Consider the following 18,978-nt stretch of genomic DNA (forward strand, 5'->3'; position numbering starts at 1 on the left):
ATAATTCCCCTATTTACTAGGGCTTGAAAATTTCACATTATGTGGGACACCAGTCAGGCTAAGATTTGTTTGCGGCAAACCAGATGGCTCGCCAGCTCCAATATCTGATCCACTACTTTGAGCAACTGAATGCTCTTTCTCACACTCAGATAACTTACCTAATTCAGAAAAGAGTTTTTTTATCAATTGTTGATCTTTGGTAAGTTGCTCTTCACCAACTCCATGTAATGCACTCATTGTTCTTATCAGAGAATCCTTGAGCTCTTGTCTCTGTGTAACCTCAGAATATTTCAATATTTCTAGTATTTCTCTTACTCCCTTCTCTTTTTCTTCTTTACGCAAATCTACAATCAAATCTGCAACTACATATTTAATTGAATAATCTTTAAATACAGATTTTCTACATTTCTCAAAACTTTTATGTTTCCAAACGTACATGATAGCTTCCTTAGCTTGCTCAGCTAAATCTGAATTTAAAAGCATTTTTCCTGATAAAGATGACAATATCACTCCATACTGCCTGGGTGAAAGGGCTTTAGGTTCGAGGGAGTGAAATAAATTCTTAAAAGAGCTAAAGCAATACCCATCAATTAATTCACTTAACACTGCATGATATGTATTTTCTTTAAGATCTCTTTTCAATAATTCATTCTTTTGGTTATCACTCATATGTAGTAGACAAAACTCTAAAATATCCGTATCTTTGTAACCCCTTGCTGCAGATAAAGCCGCATTAATTAATAAACCACCTTTATTATAAATGCTCTTGTCATTGTGAATCTTATTATAAAAGAACTCTATACCTTCTCCCCAGTTTTTATTAGAGTTTATTTTTATAGCTTCTTTCAAACCTTCAACTGGTTTATATTCCTTCAATTTTCCAGACTGTTTATCGATATGGGAAGACCAAAAAGCCTTTATAGGGCTACTCTCTTTATGATGATCCAAAAGCTCATCCTTTAGCTTATCATCAGAAATATTTTCTTCAAATGCGCTATTTTTAAACTTCGTAAATACTTGCTCAAACAACCCAGGTACCATATCTTCTAAGCAATATTTACATGCTAAGTAATATCTATCAGAAAGATCAAGTGGATTTTCTCTTCCATTTTGATTCTTTTCTTCGATCAGTTTTGCGCCAACAATTTTATTTTTTAATTCTACTCCATCCCAACAAACATCATCAAAAAATATGTCAGAGAAAAATTCTAGCTCTATTCCACTAAAATCTTCAATCAACTGAATATTAACTCTTAACCATCTTTCGATTCTTAAGCGTTTTCTTGCTTCGGTCTGTTTATTACCATCTCTGACAGTACTTGTTAATCTACTGAGTATTGCATTGTAATTATGATCTAAACCAGATTCCATACTCACTACCCCCATTTATATTTTTATATATCTCTTAGTATAATAAATTATTATTGTCAACAATCATTTTTTTCAAATTTTACCATTTCACAACAGTAAATTTTTTGTTAACATCTTGTCATAGATTGAAGACTTTCAGGAATTTATAAAAGATCTACAATCATAAGGAATTTTCTATATACATCTTGCTTATGCAAAGATAAGGAGCAACATAGTACTTCCATTTGGTTATTTTCTCCTCTTTAGTAACTTAGCAATTATTAAGACATTCTTTTACCTGATCAAGAAACTTGGCTACTTTATCCTTAATTGTAATTTTTAAGAAATACATATATTTAGTGTTACAATGAATTTATTTATTTACTTTTTCCAAAAGCGCGAAAAAAGTACCTATGTTTGTGAGAACAAATTGCAAAAAATAGGGTTGTGTAAATAAAAATGCAAAATTGTTGTAATAAAGTTAGACAAATTAGTTCGTACACAAATTTAGTAAAAGTGGTCTAATACGGCTAATTTTAGGGTATAGTCAAGTTACTATAAAGAAAAGTTCGCATAGAACAAGCAGTAGACCACATGATCCCAAAACGAAAAGCTCTCACGGCCCTTGGTTTTGAGCGCTGGAAATGGTTGTATCGTTTAAGTTTTTAGTGATATACAATACTAAATTAACATTAATTTATTTAAGAGTTAAGAAAAAAAAGAATTGAGGTGAATTTATAACAAAAACAGGCCTTAAAAGCGAATAAAAGATCATATATTGAGCCTGTTAAGAGCCTTTTACCGAAAATTACTTTAGGTTAGAAGATTTTTCTAAAATAGTGATTGACAAGTTTTTAAGATGGAGTAATATGCCTAAAATATATTAAATTATAGATACAAGGATTAGGTATGGATTACGAAAATGTACAAAGGGTATTATTGACTTCTATCAAAGAAGATGATCCTCATAAAGGGTTTAAAGAGTTAGAGATTAAGAGGTATTGTATTGCATATCAGACATTATTGCGTGAATGGGATAGGACAATAATAACACCCTTTGTTAAGGAAATTTTAGAAAGCGAAATTTGTTGGAAAGCCGATGACACCTTAGATCATGTTAAGCTTGATAGGTATTCACTAGGGAAAAAATTGTTAGGCTTGAAAGCTGAAGATGGACAGAAATCTCTTCTTGATTCCTTTGATCGTTACAGAATTGCCTGCTGGTGTTGTTTTGAGGACGAGATAAGAGCCATTTTTGAAGAATTTAAATCAACATTAGGTAGCAAGCCAGTAGAGAGTTTAGTTAAAGGATGTAATAAAGGGGCTTTAATGATCTACTGGTCACATGCCATAAATAATCAGGAACATCAGTTAGAATTAAATAATGAACATCCGTACGTTTACGCTTTTAAATGTGCGATGCTAGAAAAGCATGTTGAAGCTTTAGAATTCTTTTGGAATAAGCTACAATCTATCGATTCTGTATCTTCAAAAAGGAAAGAAGATTTATTAATGGAAGTAGCATACAATAAAGGACGTTTTTCTACTGATGATGTTGGTATGGTTGATTTTTGCCTACGTCATCTTGATCCTAACAGATATCATGAATTATTAAAAAGAGATTTTAAACAAAATAAGTATCATTATACGTTAAGTAAGCTCACAGGAAGTTACTTTTTCGAAAGTGCCAAAAAGCTATTTGAAAATTTAAAGTCAGAAGATTTATCTCCTGAAGGTTATAGTACATCGATGTTTGGAGCATTGGATTCACTTGTTTCTGTACCAGATGATAGTTTTATTAAGTCTGGTAGTGACATGCTCTCTTCTATGTGGAATCATCCTGGCTTTGAAGCTCATAGACAACACTTTTTAGATGAGTTGAGTATCGGATACGCATCTAGAAATAGGATTGTTTGTCTGATAAAAAAGAATGCGGATATTAAGGTATTGCCGAAAATTATTAAATCTCTTAATCAAGAGCAAATGCACTCTATTATGGAAGAAGATAGGTCAATATATGAAATATTTACTAGAATTAGAGGCAGACAATTAGATAGTGGAGGAGGTGATAATCAGTTACCAAGTTCATCATTAGATGTGGAAGCTGTACAACAGAAAGTTACTGATATTAGAAGCAAAGTATAGTGTTTCTGTTTTATGAGATCCAGTTACTTAGGCTTAAACGAAAGTAAGCAAAGAGTTTAAGTAAGGGTAAAAATTGTAAAAGGTTAAAATCAGGAGGTAGTTATGGTCAATAACAATCAACAACAAGAAAAACCACAAGATTTTGAATTGATAGAGCTGCTTTTTGGGAAAGTAGACTCTTCAACTTCCGATGCAGCAGATCTACTAGACAAGTCCTTTGAAGCAAGGTTTCAATCACTGGTTGATCAAATACAATCTTATTTGCACTCTAGTGAAAAGCCTGGCTTTTTCCCTCATCGATTTTTAGGTTGGTTTTCCAGTGTATTAGATACTAAGCTTAATAACAACCTAGGCATAAAGAAGTTGCACTTTCGTTTTGAGGGAGCAAGAACTTTAAAGGTTGTAGCAGAAACAGAATCCAAAACACATGTTTTTATTTTCACTGAAGATATAGAAGCTCAACATTCTAAACAAACAAATACTAAGAATTTTGAATTCACCACAGGTGAGTGGAAGGATGTAATGGGTAGGGATTATACTGAATTGGATGCCCGCAAGCTTCAAATTGATGTGATAAAAATTTTGAAAGATAAGTATGAGTTAATAAAAAGCAGACCGAAGTCAGACAAAGATGTTAAGTCGAAGAAGTTATATTTATATCTGAAGAATAACGTGTTGGAGTGTAAAGCTAAGGATGTATATGGCAATACTCAAACAATGCAAATTGATCCTGATGAATTAAAAGGTCATTATTTACCTCAAGATGAATTTTTAAAGAAAGCTAAGCAGTTTCTAAATAGCTCAGATAAAAACCTTAGTGATGATTTTAGTAAGGAAATATCAAGAATTGTATCAGCAAAGGGATATACTTTAAAGAGTGACGGAGAAGGTGAAAAAATAAACATTAAGGTAGAAAGTAAAAAGAAGATTGTAGATCAACCCATCGAGCCTACAGTAAAGTTTCAAGAAGTGACGAAAAAGTTAGGTAAATCTGTCTATTTAGAGAATTATATAGAAAGGCTTGTCAGTTCAGGTACACGTCAAGCTAGGAAAAATCTCGAAGACATTCTAAATTATATTAAGAAAGTTCATACCAATTTAGACTTACAAGCTAATGTTTATGGCATTAAGGCTCGTGAAGCTGATCAACATGGTTTTGTAGCAGGAATATTTGATAACTTTCGATATCGTGATAACACTAAAGTATACTTGGAACAATTTGCTGGAGGAGGTTATGCAGATATTGTTTTGCTTGTTCGTGGGCCAGATCGTGCTATTGATTCAGTTCCAATTCTTATTGAACTTAAGGCTGGAACTGAAGGGCAAGTTACTCCAAGTGATGCACTGAAGCAAGCTGAAGGTTACATTGAAGGTTTTAGACCGAATAAGATGAGGATTTTAACCAATGCAGATAATGTTATTGCTGTTGGGTTAAATTTAGATGACGTGGAACCATTTAAAACTGAAGTAAGGCCTATTAAACAACCTTCTTCTCCTTTGATGGAAGAATTTATAAAGTTATCTCATAGATGGAATAATCAGCAAATTTCTGAAGAAGATTTTAAGCAAGAAATAGCGGATTTGTTATCAAGTGAATACCATATTTTTCCAGCAAATAAGGAGACAAAAGATCATTACTATTTCAGTCGAGACATATTAGGTCAATCAATTTTAATCAACAAGATTGGTCAAGATCAGGATAACGTAAAAAAATATATATATTCATACAATGAGTATCCACTAAATTGGTCTGGGGGAACGGAGTACACTTTATCCAAAAGCCCGGTTATGACATTAATATTCATTCAAGGTAATGAAGGACAAGAAAAAACAGCATTCATTTTTCATATACGAGAGTCGAATACAAAAGAATTCTATGCAGATAAAAAAATTCCAGTACTAGACATACCTGAAGTTGGAAGAATAGAAAATGTCATAGAAATTAAAATGAGTTTAAAAAAATATGAAACGGGTTTGTCTTTTGAAGAGCTTTTTGAAATAAAAGAAATAAGTAAATATAATCCTAGTAATACTAATGATCAATTTACAGGTAATTTTCTTAAGATACCTAGTTCTGATGAGTTAAAAGTAAAATTTGATCAGGCAATTACTTCTCAGCATACTACTTCCTCTAATAGTGAGGATTCATTATTAGCTTATAAAGGATTACTTGCTAAGATAGCTGATGGAATTTATCCTATTAAAGACTTAATCACTAATGAAGCCCGATTACAAGCTGTTCTTAATGGTTTGTTTAGTAGTTATAGTGACTTAAGGCTACAAGAGACTTCTGGAAAAGTTGTAATTATACCTGAATTTCAAACAGGAGCGGGTGGCCGTGTTGATATGGTCATTCAAGGTATTGGTCCTTTGCCTGAGGGTACTAAAGAATATACTCCTATGGGACTGGAATTCAAGCTCATAGATAAAAATTTAGGTCAAGATCAGCTGAGGCAAGAGGTTGATAAATTAACAAAAGAACAAAATATTAGATATGCTAAAGGTGCAGCACTGAAAACAATAACAGACAGTGATAAAATGTTTTTCATGGGTGTAGTTGTTAATGTGAAGGCTAAGGATAAAGGTTCTTTAATATTGACGAGTGATGAGTTTGTTCCTGCTCTGGTAGTGCACAGTTCTATTGACATCGCTAAGAGAAAACATTTAGAAGGAATACAAGAAGTAACCCAGAGACTCAAAGATATGGGTATACAAGAAGAGAATTTACGTACATTAGAATCTGCAACAGCAGCAGCAGATTATCATTACTGGCTTCAACAACATGATATAGCTGATATTGCAAGAATAGAATATGGCTATGGAGCTGACACATTGTTTGAAATAGTGGGATCACCAGAGCACATAGTAAATCAATTGCAACAGTTTCAAAATAGTGTAACGACAAGAGGTGAAAGAAGGCCGTTAACTTTAATTGTTAATCTAAATAATGATCATTGGGTTACGTTAGTCATCTCTCATCAAAATGGGCAGTATAATGGGTACTATGTAGATTCGTTGGGTAATAATGTTCCAGATAGTATTCGTCAAGTTTTACAACAAGCTCAAATTACCGTTAATGATGTTTCTGTTACTCAACAAAGAGATAGTTATAATTGCGGCTTGTGGGCGTTAGAAAATGCTAGAGATATTAATGCTGTATTGCAAATAAGTGGATCACATGATATTTCTGATGAAATACGTAACCGTTTGCAAGTTCAAGGAAGAAATGAAGATTATTTTATACGTACGAGAGAAGATATTTCAGATAGATTAAGTATAGATCCACAACGTATAGCTAACTTAGAGGCTGTACTTGCTGAAACACAACAACCCAGATCTCACCTAGATGCTTGTGTAGGGCGAGGTAGTAGAAGCAAGAGAAGCATTAATAACTGCTTATTTTCAAGGGATGATGTAGAAAAGTTTAGTAAAGGAAATATAGATGAAAATAATGTAGACAAAATTGTAATTGATAGTGAAAGGTTTCTAACTTATGTTAAAAACAGTCAAGATGAAGGGAAAAATGCTCAACTAGTAGAGTTTGTTGGAGATAAAAATATTGAAGGTGACTATAAATATTTAGTTGATAGGGTGATTGGAGATCAAGGATATGAGCGCTATATTCAGAATGAGCGTATTAAGGATTTGCAAGGTGATGTTTTACAGCAAAATAGTGGTTTAACAAAAAATCCAAAATTAAAAAGCAGGTTAATGAATGCTGCAGGTGGAATACAATTAATAAGAGGAATTCATGGTGCTATTGTATCTTGCAAGGATGGAACAGCAACAGATTGTGGATTAAATCTAGGCGGAATAGGATGGTCTTTTGCATCTCAACCAATTGGGAATGCAATGGTTAGAATTACTCCAAAAGTTGTAGCATCAACTGGAAACATTGTAGGAAAAATTATACCAGGTGCTTTAGGTAGACAGACAAAATTTGCTATTGAATTGGCGGGAGTAAAATTTGGAAGTACACTAGCAAAGGGTGCTGCAGGAGCTGTAGCTGGTGCGTTTGATATTATCTTTATAGGCATATCAGCAAGTAATCTTATAAACTGTAAAAATAGAGAAAATAGTGATAATCCATGTGGAGGGAAGGAAATAAGAGACAATATAGCATCTATATCTTTTTCTGGTGTGTCATTTGTTTCTGGCGTTGCTCTTACAGCCGCTAGTATGCCGGTAGTTGGTATTGCAGTTGGGTTTGGGCTCATGGTAGGTTATGGAATTTATAGTGGTGTTAGCAATATCGTGGAGTACAAGAAAAAGTACGATACAACCCATGGAGAAAACTGGAGCATATTTTGGAGAACACTTCTGTTTCAAGATATGGCATCTGATGTGCAACACCTTGCAGATAGAAAAAACACAGTTAATAGTTTAGCTAAACAAATTTGGAAAGCTTTAAATAATAGTCCTAATAGTGTTGTCGCTTATGGTGTTGGTCTTGGAAAAGTAAGTGGTAATACTCTTCGTCCGGACTACGCAACGATTATGATGAATAGAACAAATGCCAATACAAAAAATCTTTCGCGTGTTATACCTGATTATATTGAAGGTGCTAGCAGGATTTGTTTGCCACAGATTACTAATCAAGATTATGAAAAAGGTATTAAAAGCTCAGTTAATTCGTCTGTATACTACTGTGAAAATGCAATGGTTATTAGCCATGATAATAGAGTAAAAATGAAGCAAGGAGATAAGACAGTTGTTTGCGATCTACAAAATGTAAACAAAGGTATCATTGTTGGGAGTGATGTATGGAATAATAACTTTTTAATTTACTTAGGCACAGAAAGAATAACTGGTGGCAATAATGTAGCAAACAGGTTTGTTCTTGTAAATAACCCTAGCTTTTCAGGCAAGATTATTGGTGGAAATAACTCTACTAATATACTTGATTTAAGCCAATTAGCAGAAGATAAAGTTACAGGTGTGATTGACTATCGTTTTAAACCTAGTGCCCATGGACAATTAAAGATAAAAATAAATAATCGTTTGTTGATTGATGATTATGTCGGTAGCAACTTCTTTAATTACCATTATATTGGAAGAAAGAACAAGGTGGATGAGATTTTGTGCATGGGTTACTCTGAGCACTTTACAGGAATCGATGATCGTGACGTTATCATAGATAGTGGTGGCGGTGTTAGTAGAAATAAGAAAGATGCAGTCAAAAATTGCAGAAAAGTTATCATTTCGCCGTATACTACAGTCGAAGGTGGAAAAAGCAATTATACTTTTTACGTAAAAACTGCAGACTATAAAGGTCGTTATTTATATTCAGAAATTAATGTAGATGGAACAGGAACTGTAGTTTTTCCAGAGATTGATTTATTAAGTGATTGTGATCAGATAACCTACTCTAAAGACAGTAATACTTTATCTTTAAAAATAAATTTTGGTCAGAATAATCAATTTACTCTTGATATAAAAAATTATGTTGAACAAAGCAGTAATAAACCTCACTTTGTACTAATAGATAAAAATGGTAGTAATATTGTTCCTAAGATTGAGAGATCAGACTCGGCAACTATAAAGATTAATTCATTTGAATTACATTCAGAACATTCTTTAGGTAATTTTCAGGATGTTGAAAATCATTACAAAAAGATTCTAAAGAATAATAAGGGTTATAAAGTTTTAGGTGTTATTAGAGGAAAAACACAAAGTCAAGATAATAGTGTAGTTCCACATATGGTTTTCGGTTCTTCAGGAGATGATGTAATCAACTTCGACCAAGGTACCATGTTTGCAAGAGGAGGAAAAGGAAGGGACGTATATGTTATTACTGATGATATAAATAATAAAGAAGTTAAGATTGATAATAATTCAGATGATGAAAAGATGGACACATTATTTATACCAGAGGTTGAAAAAGGTTTTTCAATCCAGCAATGTGACTTGCATTTAAATTATAGCAACATTAGTATTCAAGTAAAAAACTACCTGCAAGATCATAATCATAGGCATTTTATAATTATGAACAAAAAAGGAGAAGCTTTTATCCCTAACATACAATCAATGTCATGTTCTTCTTCAGGAAAAGGGAAATTAGTTCCTTTTTTACAAGCTACACAAACTCAGAATATGTTTTTATTGCCTAAGGACTTTCAAGGTGATCATGTAGTGATAGATTCTCGTCTTGAAGATATTGAGAAATACAAAGATAAAGATGATCTCTTATTAATAAGAGAAAGTGAAAATCCTTTTATCATTAGAATAGAAGGGTTCTATACTGATCGAAGTAAATGGGAAAATATTTCTTATTCTCTCTGGAATAACAATGATCTTTTTCCATCTCTTGGGTTATTAGGGAACGTTGATAATGTAATGGAGTATAAGGACAAACTTCGAGATGACTATAAAAAGGTTATAAAAGAATACATTATAGATTTTAGTCACTCTACTAATATTGAGCATAATCAAAAATTAGAAGGAAATATTTCAACTTTTATAGGGCAAGAGGAGGAACGCATAGGAGTAATGATATTAAAGAATATTGCTCCTGATCAGGTTGAAGTTTCTAGTAGTAGTACAGATCTGATATTTCGTGATAAGAGGTCCAATCGTATGGTCAACATAAAAGGTTGGAATAATAAGTCTTATAGGATTTCTATATTGGAGTTTGATCTAGGCTTAGAACCAATAATAATCCGTAGATTAGATAGGTTTAGTGTGTACAATATAGCAGAAATACAGGATCTGATTAATAAAGCTGCAGAAAATTATCAAAATAGGGATAAATATACTCCGAAAGTAGAAAGTGACTTTAAATGTTTAATATCAGTTGACGGTTTTAAAAGAGAAAACAAAGAACCAACATATCAATGTTTAGGCTTTTCTTCACTCCAAGATCAAATTAGCTTTACTGAAAATTTCTGTAGTTTAGAACAATTTACTGAATTTAGAGATAAATCGAATAGCACTCAGATTTCAGCGTTATCAAGAAAGTTACAAAATAATCTTTCATTAAATGGTTATGATCAAAATGTAGTAGATCAGTGCTCTAAATTAATATTGGCTGAGGAAAACAATCAGCAAGTAGCAGGTAAAATATCTTCTATGGTTAAAAGTGTTGAAGAGTTTACTCTCGTACATCCTATAGCTGCTACTTCAGGAAGGTCATTAGGCGAACCAAAAAGTAGGTTAAATCTAGGTAGTTGTTTGGGTCATAGAAGAAAAAGAGATACTAATCGCTGTTTAGCTTTATGGAAAGATATAGACAAATTTAATGAAGAAAAGAGTGAGAAAAGAAACGTTAAAAAAATTAAAATCAATAGCGAAATATTTGTTTATTATATAAAAGGTGTAGAAGATGAAAGTAAACGTGTTCAGTTAATTGATTTAGCAAGTCAAGTTGAAGTTACAGGCAAGTTCCAAGGTTTAGTCAATAAGATAGTTCGTAGTCGAGAGGCTATAAGCCACTTAAACAAGGTAGGGAAAGTTTCCGGTGCTCTAATGTATGGTGTGATGGCTAAAAATGCTTTAGCTGATTTTTTAAATGATGATTACAAAGGAGTAGCAATTAATTTAGGATTTATTGCTGGAGGTCGAGGGCTTACTAAAATTGCAAAAGCTGTTAGTACTAAAGGAGTTGGTCTCATTACAAATGGCAAGGTACTTCTTGGTAGATCTTTAAAGGCAGCCTCACCTTTTCTTGCTCGTAGTACTTCAGCTTTTGTTGTTTATGATTTAGCAAATCAAATTAAAGAGCTAGAAAGCGGTGATAAAGATGCTCTAATACCGGTTATAGGAGATAGTGTTTATTTGGGAATTGATGCTGCAGAGATTGGTATAGAAATTGCTGAGGCTTTTGAAGTATTAGAGGGAGTATCAAGCGTTACTGGTCCTATTGGTGCTACAATTGGAACTGTAGTATTTATTGGTACTGATATTTATATGGCAGTAAAAAGAGTTGATAAAATTGATGAGATAGTGCACTTAACTGGAGGAGAAAAAATTATTGAGGGGTTACGTGCATTTGTAGGTATGGAACCTGAAAAATATATAGAAGAATTAATGGAAGAAAAAGAGGCTAACGATCAACTAGTAAAGCTAGGGCTTGAATATTTAAAACAACATAATGATATCCAAAAATATGTTTTCCCTAGTGGAAAGTCAGTGAAGGTTAATTGCGCTACCATTGAGACAAGAGAACTGTGTGTTGCTCCTATTGAATTTTGTATTCCTTCTATTACAAAACATGAAAAATGCCAAAAAAAGATTCAATATGATTTAGATAATGTGGCACTTTTGGATGGGGAAGTAAGTAATGTAATTTATGACAGAGCAAAGCCAGATAATCCAAATGAAGGGAAATTATTCTGTCTTCCAACTGATCCAATACGTCCTGAAAGCGGAGGTGAAAATGCTTACCTTTGTCATGATGCAATAGGTTTAGATTATCAGGCAAATAGAACAGGAGATTATGCTTTAATTGCATTGGGAAAAGGGAGAGATAGAGCAGTTGGGTTTAAATATAGTCATAATGTTTTCTTGGTAGAAGATGGTAATAAGGACTTTACTGGAGGTAATAAAGATGACTTGTTCATCCTAGTAGGTAATAAGGTTACAGGAAGGTTAGATGGAGGTGGTGGAAATAATACGCTAAACTTAGCAGAGTTTTCTTTGAATGAGAATCTGAACATTAAACCTGGCTCCCATAAAAATGATAGTTCAATATCCTCGTCCTCTAATGATGTTAGAATAAAAAATATGAATATAATTTATGGTAGGAAAGGAAAACAGGATATAGTGGATTGTGGATGCGATGTAAGATATATAGATAGTCAAGGCGGCTTAAGTAATAACAGTCCTGATAATATCACCATACCATATTGTTATAGACCTAGTGAGAAGAAAATAATAGTAAGACCTAGTACTGAAATAAATAACTTAGACCAATCAAGTGAAGGAATTTTTGATTACATTATTCTTCCTGATAAGGGAAAAGCTAACATTAATATTGAACCTGATTTCTCTCTTACAAGACAAAGAAAGCATAATTTTTTATTTAACTATACCCTTTTTGACTTAGCAAGCGTTGATATTAAAAACATTAAAGATATCAATCATTGGCATGCTGGTTATAGAAATATGACTCATACAATAAGAAATGTTACTTTTAGTTTCCTGTCAACTTTATCGAAAGGTAAGTCTATTAATGAAAAGTTTGATATAACCATTTCAGATATTCCAGCTAATGCCTCTTATATACTGAGTGACAATACTGAGATAAAAATAGGAAAAAACAATTTATATGCAATGCATAGTACTGATAAAACTATTGATGAGATTGTTGAAAATTATCCAACTATAGCAGATCATTTAAGGATGTCTATTTTTATAAGTACAAACAATGAGACTGTTGTTATGGGGCATGGAAATCATGATATAATTAATAATAATTTTTTACAAAAAAGTCATTTAATTGGCAGTGGTGGTGAAAATGTATATGTGATTACTTCAGGTCATGAGATACTTGATATAGAAAACCTTCCTATTCCAGAAGTTATAATTTATGACGACTTCAATAAAAAGAACAGTCTAAAGGATACATTAGATTTACGTCAGTTAGTACGACAAATAAATGGTGATTTGAGTATAGAGCCAATATCAAAGATTATCGAAGATAGAAATGATTTGTTGATAAAGTTATCTATATCAGCTACTGCCTTAAAGCAAGATGTAATAACGGTTAGACTAAAAGATGCATTTGTAAATAACTGGTATAAGGAATTACAAGTTATTCTTAACAATGCGCCTATGAAAATAAGTTCTGAATTAGAATTAAAACTACTACCTTTGATATTTGACAAGGATAAAGAAGTAATTGTAGTCACACCTCAAGACGTAGAAGAAAAAAGTGAATTAATTATATCTAAAGAAGCAGGGCAATATACTTTTCTTTATTCTGGATATGACTTAATGATTACCAACGTTCTTAATGCTGATATGGAAAGAAATAAGTTTTGTACTATATGTCTTAAAGGTTTTTATAAGCAGCCTAAAATGGAAACATTATCTATAAGATTTAATGATACAGAAATATTGTTAAGTGATGAAATGGATAAAATAAACAATGCGGATAGTATTAATGACTACATTAGTTCTATCGTTAAGTTACAAGAAAGTTCTACACCTTCAGAGACTGCAAGTAGTCATCACCCTATTAGGCACAAAAGACATAAGGATCATAGTAGACACGAAGATGGTATGCATCTTATAAGACATAGGAATCATAGAGTACAGAAGCGTAACACTAATTATCAAGATAGCCACTACTATGTAGATCAACTAGAAATAGTAACAAGTAGTGGTACAAGACCACCTTCATGGATAAAAGGGTTACTTGATTGGATAAAAGAAAAAGGTGGTGGACTAATATCAAGTGTGGCAAACAAATTTTCTACTAAGGAATTGGAAAACTCTAAACCTAGAGATACCGATGTATGTTCTGCAGGGTTAGAAAAGATGTATAGTGCTACCATACTACAGTCTAGAAAGTCACTAGATGCACCGAAAGGAAATATTCCAAATAGGAGCTGGTCTTCTAATCGGGAAAAAGTAAGATCAAATGTTACAATTGCACCAGAAATAAACACCGCTGTGGTAGATAGTGCACTAATATTAGGTGACTTAGCTGTTCGTCTTGTTAATGGGAGGAGACATAAACAACCGATTCATGAAAATCTTTTATCACCAAGAGAACGATCAATGAGGTCTATAGATGAGGATATGATTATAAGAGCTATACAGCAAGGTAAGCAAAAGTTTGGAGTTCCTGGCACTAACATGGATGAAGTGGAAATTATAGGCAATAAGACTGAAATCGGGAAATAAATTGAAGGCTGAATAGAAGCGTTAGTCATGGTAGTAATCTATGTAATTCTATGTGCAATCTTTGTAGCTATTTTAGACAGTTCATTAGACTCTTAATTAGGGGTGTGTCCAACTTAGGAAAGGTTCTCATAAATGTTGAAGTGAATAAGTAGGAATATTATGTTTTTTCCCTGAGTTGTAAAATTTCAGAATGAGAAAAACCTGTAGTTTGTGATATGATATCAGTAGAGACACCAGCTTTAAGTAGGTTTTTTGCCACAGCTATTTTAGCTTGTTTTTCTCCCTCTTTCCTACCTTTTTCATGGCCGATTTGGATACCTTCCTGTCTACCTTTTTGAGTAGCATCATCGAGTTTTTGAGCAAGAATAGCCTTTTCATCAAGAATACGTTTTATTTCCTGTTCATAAGCAATAAATTCTTTTTCTGACCAGTTGAATCTATTTAGTTCTTCATATGCTCTTTTGATTATTAGATCACTTCCTATTATTCTCTCTAGCTCTTCTTCACTAGTTTCATCTGCATATCTAAAAAAGTAGACCCATTTTTCAACTATACTTGAAAGCTGATCTTCTTTGGTTTTTGGAAATTTAGGCAATTCAATAAATATAAAGTAAAAATCTTTTAGATCATGTTCATTAGTATCTTCATCTCGAATAGTGTGCTTTGATTTGTACTCGGATTTATCAGGAAATAGGATACAATCTGCTATAGCAATAAAGATAATTTCCTTAAGATCATGATATTGATCACCTTTATCAGCCTGCCTTGAATAGGCTTTAGCAGCGTAGTACTGTGCACGTTTCTCAAAGCCTTTAGTTTTAGCGACCTGCATCTCAATTATCCATTGTACTCCTGTGGAATCCCTACATAATACATCAACAATGCTTTGTTTTTTAGAAGCAATATCAGGATCTTGAATAGTACTTAAAAACTCTATATTCTGTATTGCGTTTTTACCAGTAAAGCTCAGAATATCATTGAGAAAGTGAATGAGGATATCTTTATTCCTTTCGGTACCAAAGATACGCCGAAACGCAACATCATTTTTTGGATCGAGAAACTTCGAAAGAGCCATGAGTAAAGTAAGATAAAAAGCATTAATAATTATACACAATTGTGAAGAAATATTCAACTAAAATGCAAACATAGAAGTTTTTGTATATCTTTATTTTGTAGTATTAACCTATATAATATTTATGGCAAATATCTCGATAAGGTATCAGATAGCACAAAAGGTAAGAAGTTTTAGGTTGGCAAAGGGATATACTCAAAAAGATTTAGCAAAAAAAATCGGAACAACATATCAGGTAATACTGCAATATGAAAAAGGAACACGCAGAATTTCAATTAAAAAGAACATCGACAATACTCTGCTTTTTAGTGGCAATCTCAGGATCCAAAATGGTAGCTAAGAATTCAACATCGTGAATAGCAGCTAAGCCAGTAAAGCCTAAAATATCGTTTAAGAAATGAATGAGAATATCTTTATTCTTTTCGGTGCCAAATATTCTTTTAAATGCATAATCATTGCGCGCATCAAGAAACTTGGAAAGAGCCATGAGAAAGTAGGATAAAAATCATTAATAATTATACACAATTTTGAAGAAATATTCAACTAAAATGCAAACATGTTAGTCAGAGAATGATCTACTCAGAAGGACTAGCATTTTAGGCTTTATAGGGTTTCTATACATCTTTATTACAATTATTTCTGTTTTGAAATTAGTGAAGATGCCTAATAGAGATTGATTTTTATTAACATTGAAGCTATATCTTCATAAGGCTGAGAGTGAAAAATATGGCAATAATTCTTTTAGACACAAAAACTATAAACCGTATAGCAGCGGGAGAGGTGATAGAGAGGCCAGCAAGTGTAGTAAAGGAGTTAGTAGAAAATGCAATAGATGCTGGAAGTTCAGAGATAGAGATCAAAATAGAAAGTGGTGGGCGTAACCTTATAACTGTGACAGATGATGGAAATGGAATAGAAAAGGAAAATTTGGAACTTGCGTTTATGCGCCACGCTACTTCAAAATTAAGCGATAATGAGTTAATAGAAATCAAGCACCTTGGGTTTAGAGGAGAAGCTTTGCCTTCAATTGCAGCAGTAAGCAGAATGAAGTTATCGTCTAAGGCAAGAGGAGCAAGTGAAGCATGGTCTATAAGTTATGAAGGAGGAGAAAAAGTAGGAGAGGTTATCCCTTGTTCTCTATTGGAAGGTACGTATATTGAAGTTCGTGACTTATTTTTTGCGACACCAAATAGACTAAAATTTCTAAAAACCGAAAGGGCAGAAACACAAGCTATAGTTGATATTGTAAATAACTTAGCGATGATTAATTATAGTATTGGGTTTACTCTCACTTCCGGTAATAAAAAGCTCTTAAAATATGTTAAGCAAACTTTATTATTTAACAGATTATGTGAAAAAGAAGAAGAATTTCAGAGCAATTCGCTGGAAGTTAAAGAGGAAGAAGAAGGCATCAAACTTACGGGACACATCTGTAAACCAACTATCAATCGTGGCAATTCAACTCAGATCTATACGTTTGTTAATGGAAGGCCAATTAAAGATAATCTACTTATTGGTGCAGTTAGGTACGCATATCATGATTTTATTCCAAGCGATAGGTATCCTTTTGCGACGTTACATTTAGAGATACCTTATGATAAAGTAGATGTAAATGTGCATCCAAATAAGTCAGAAGTAAGGTTTCAGAATAAGAAGCTCATATATGAAATAGTGAGAAGAGGGATAATAAAAGCATTATCGACTAGGTTCGCAGCAAGTGATGTTGAGTCTCAAAGTATTGAAGAGTTTGACAGCCAAGAGCAGGTTAACAGTAAAGAGGAAAAAAATCAAAAAGAGTTTTATGAAAAGAGACCAAGTCTTTTAGAAAATCGTCTAATGAAAGAATTCAATGCACCAGATGAAAGAAGGCAAAGCTTACCAGAAGTGCTTAAATATGGAGAATCTTCCCTCCAAAAGGGAACTGTGGTTCTAGAAAGGGAGCAAATTGATTTGATAGAGGATCATCCTCTGGGATATGCACGCTGTCAGGTCTACAATACTTAATTATTGCTGAGGCTAAAGGCAAATTAATTATAGTAGATCAGCATGCAGCCCATGAGAGATTGATATACGAGTGCTTAAAGCAAAAATCAAGTATAAAAAGACAAAAACTGCTTCTTCCTGAAACGGTTGAAATCAAAAATCAAGCCGGAATGGAGATGATTGAAATTTATAAAGATAAGTTATTTGAAATGGGCTTTGATATTGAGATAAAACCAGAAAATAAAGTAATAGTAAAAGAAATCCCTGCAATCTTGGGAGCAATAGATGTAAAAGAGATGCTAATTAACATAATTGACAGACTAACCGAAATAGAAGATACACTACCTATAGAAGATAAAGTGAACAAAATATTGGCCACTATCGCTTGTCATGGATCAATTAGAGCAGGTAGAAAAATGAAGTTAGAGGAGATGAATGAGCTGCTGAGACAAATGGAAAAAACCCCATATTCCGGGCAATGCAACCACGGAAGACCAACTTATATAGAAATGAAATTGAGTGATATTGAAAAATTGTTTGAAAGGAGATGAGTTTAGTTTGTCAAAGAGGTTCTCAATTAAGCATACGTAACAGCTCTTCTGATTATGAGTATAAAATGTGAAAAAAGAGAATAGTTACTCTAATTTTTTAGATTATAAAGTAGTAGGGCAGAAAGTAAGGAGTTGTAGGCTAGCGAAGGGATGTACTCAAAAAGATTTAGCGGGAAAAATCGGCGTAACGTATCAAATAGTACTACAATATGAAAAAGGAATACGTAAAATTTCGATTGAAAAGTTATATGCTATAGCAAAAGTGTTATCGGTTAATATTATAGACCTAATTACTGTATCAAATGAGAAAGCCTGCTTTAAAAATGAAGAACTAAATCTAATAAGAGAATATAAAAAGATTAACGATCAGGAGTTACGTAAGATGTTTTGTTTGCTAACCAAATTTGTTCAGGTTGGTGAGAGAAGTAGTAAAAAAGCAGAGAAAGTAAAAATTGCAAATGGTCTGGTTAAAGCGGGAATTTCTGTTGATGTTGTTTCACAAGCAATAGGCCTCCCTGCTGATGAATGTGTTGAAGAAAAAGTTGGTTCTATCTACTGCCAAATAGGAAAGAAGATAAAAGAATGGAGGGCAGTGCGGGAGTATACTCAAGAAGATTTAGCAAAGAAAATGGGTACAACACGCCACGAAATGAGTAACTATGAGCAAGGAAGGGTTGCTGTTCCACTTGATAAATTATATGGAATAGCAGAAACATTATCAATTAGTATTACAGATTTGCTAATAGAAGAAGATGAGATAGTAGAAAATGAATTACCGAATTTAATTGAAGAATACAAAAAGATTGAAAGCCAAGAACTACGTAATGCACTAATGAAATCTCTGTTTGAAAGCATACAAATTTGCGAAGAGAAAGTGAAAAGAGCAGAAAAGATGAAAATTGCAAAGGATTTAGTGAAAGGAGAAATTCCAATCAACATTATTTTGCAAACGGTAGGAATCTCTTTAGATGAAATTCAACAAATTTAAAATAAAAAAAATCATTATATATTAATATCTTTACCCTTTCA

5 protein-coding genes and 3 pseudogenes are annotated in these 18,978 nt (G+C 32.9%); 5 read left to right on the forward strand and 3 right to left on the reverse strand.

Annotated elements, in window-relative coordinates:
• Positions 1–9: 9 nt before the first annotated feature.
• Entirely contained in the window at positions 10–1,371 is a 1,362-nt protein-coding gene (locus MWH06_03745; protein ID UPA55700.1) for a hypothetical protein, read from the reverse strand.
• Positions 1,372–2,259: 888 nt separating this feature from the next.
• Here MWH06_03745 and MWH06_03750 point away from each other — a divergent pair.
• The gene (locus MWH06_03750; GenBank protein UPA55701.1) at positions 2,260–3,495 is read left to right on the forward strand and encodes a hypothetical protein; all 1,236 of its coding nucleotides are present in this window, start codon (positions 2,260–2,262) and stop codon (positions 3,493–3,495) included.
• Positions 3,496–3,597: 102 nt separating this feature from the next.
• Entirely contained in the window at positions 3,598–14,343 is a 10,746-nt protein-coding gene (locus MWH06_03755) for a hypothetical protein (GenBank protein ID UPA55702.1), read from the forward strand.
• Positions 14,344–14,500: 157 nt separating this feature from the next.
• Here MWH06_03755 and MWH06_03760 read toward each other — a convergent pair whose 3' ends face one another.
• Complete coding sequence (locus MWH06_03760) at positions 14,501–15,418, reverse strand: Rpn family recombination-promoting nuclease/putative transposase (protein UPA55744.1); 918 nt, start codon at positions 15,416–15,418, stop codon at positions 14,501–14,503.
• 121 nt (positions 15,419–15,539) lie between these two features.
• On the opposite strand from MWH06_03760, the pseudogene MWH06_03765 reads away from it, so the two are divergent.
• A pseudogene (locus tag MWH06_03765) lies at positions 15,540–15,698 on the forward strand (helix-turn-helix domain-containing protein).
• Here the strand turns inward: MWH06_03765 and MWH06_03770 are convergent.
• Positions 15,696–15,902, reverse strand: a pseudogene (locus MWH06_03770) (Rpn family recombination-promoting nuclease/putative transposase). The pseudogenes MWH06_03765 and MWH06_03770 sit on opposite strands and share 3 nt — an antisense overlap.
• Before the next feature lie 239 nt (positions 15,903–16,141).
• On the opposite strand from MWH06_03770, the pseudogene mutL reads away from it, so the two are divergent.
• Positions 16,142–17,949 (forward strand): annotated as a pseudogene (gene mutL, locus MWH06_03775) (DNA mismatch repair endonuclease MutL).
• Positions 17,950–18,016: 67 nt separating this feature from the next.
• The gene (locus MWH06_03780; protein ID UPA55703.1) at positions 18,017–18,937 is read left to right on the forward strand and encodes a helix-turn-helix domain-containing protein; all 921 of its coding nucleotides are present in this window, start codon (positions 18,017–18,019) and stop codon (positions 18,935–18,937) included.
• Positions 18,938–18,978 lie beyond the last annotated feature (41 nt).

The sequence above is a fragment of the Wolbachia pipientis genome, assembly GCA_023052945.1.
In the GTDB taxonomy this organism is placed as follows: Bacteria; Pseudomonadota; Alphaproteobacteria; order Rickettsiales; family Anaplasmataceae; genus Wolbachia.

Excerpts from the sequence above, each read along its gene's own strand:
- MWH06_03745 (UPA55700.1), bottom strand. The coding sequence starts at position 1,371 with ATGGAATCTGGTTTAGATCATAATTACAATGCAATACTCAGTAGATTA.
- MWH06_03750 (UPA55701.1), top strand. The coding sequence starts at position 2,260 with ATGGATTACGAAAATGTACAAAGGGTATTATTGACTTCTATCAAAGAA.
- MWH06_03755 (UPA55702.1), top strand. The coding sequence starts at position 3,598 with ATGGTCAATAACAATCAACAACAAGAAAAACCACAAGATTTTGAATTG.
- MWH06_03760 (UPA55744.1), bottom strand. The coding sequence starts at position 15,418 with ATGGCTCTTTCGAAGTTTCTCGATCCAAAAAATGATGTTGCGTTTCGG.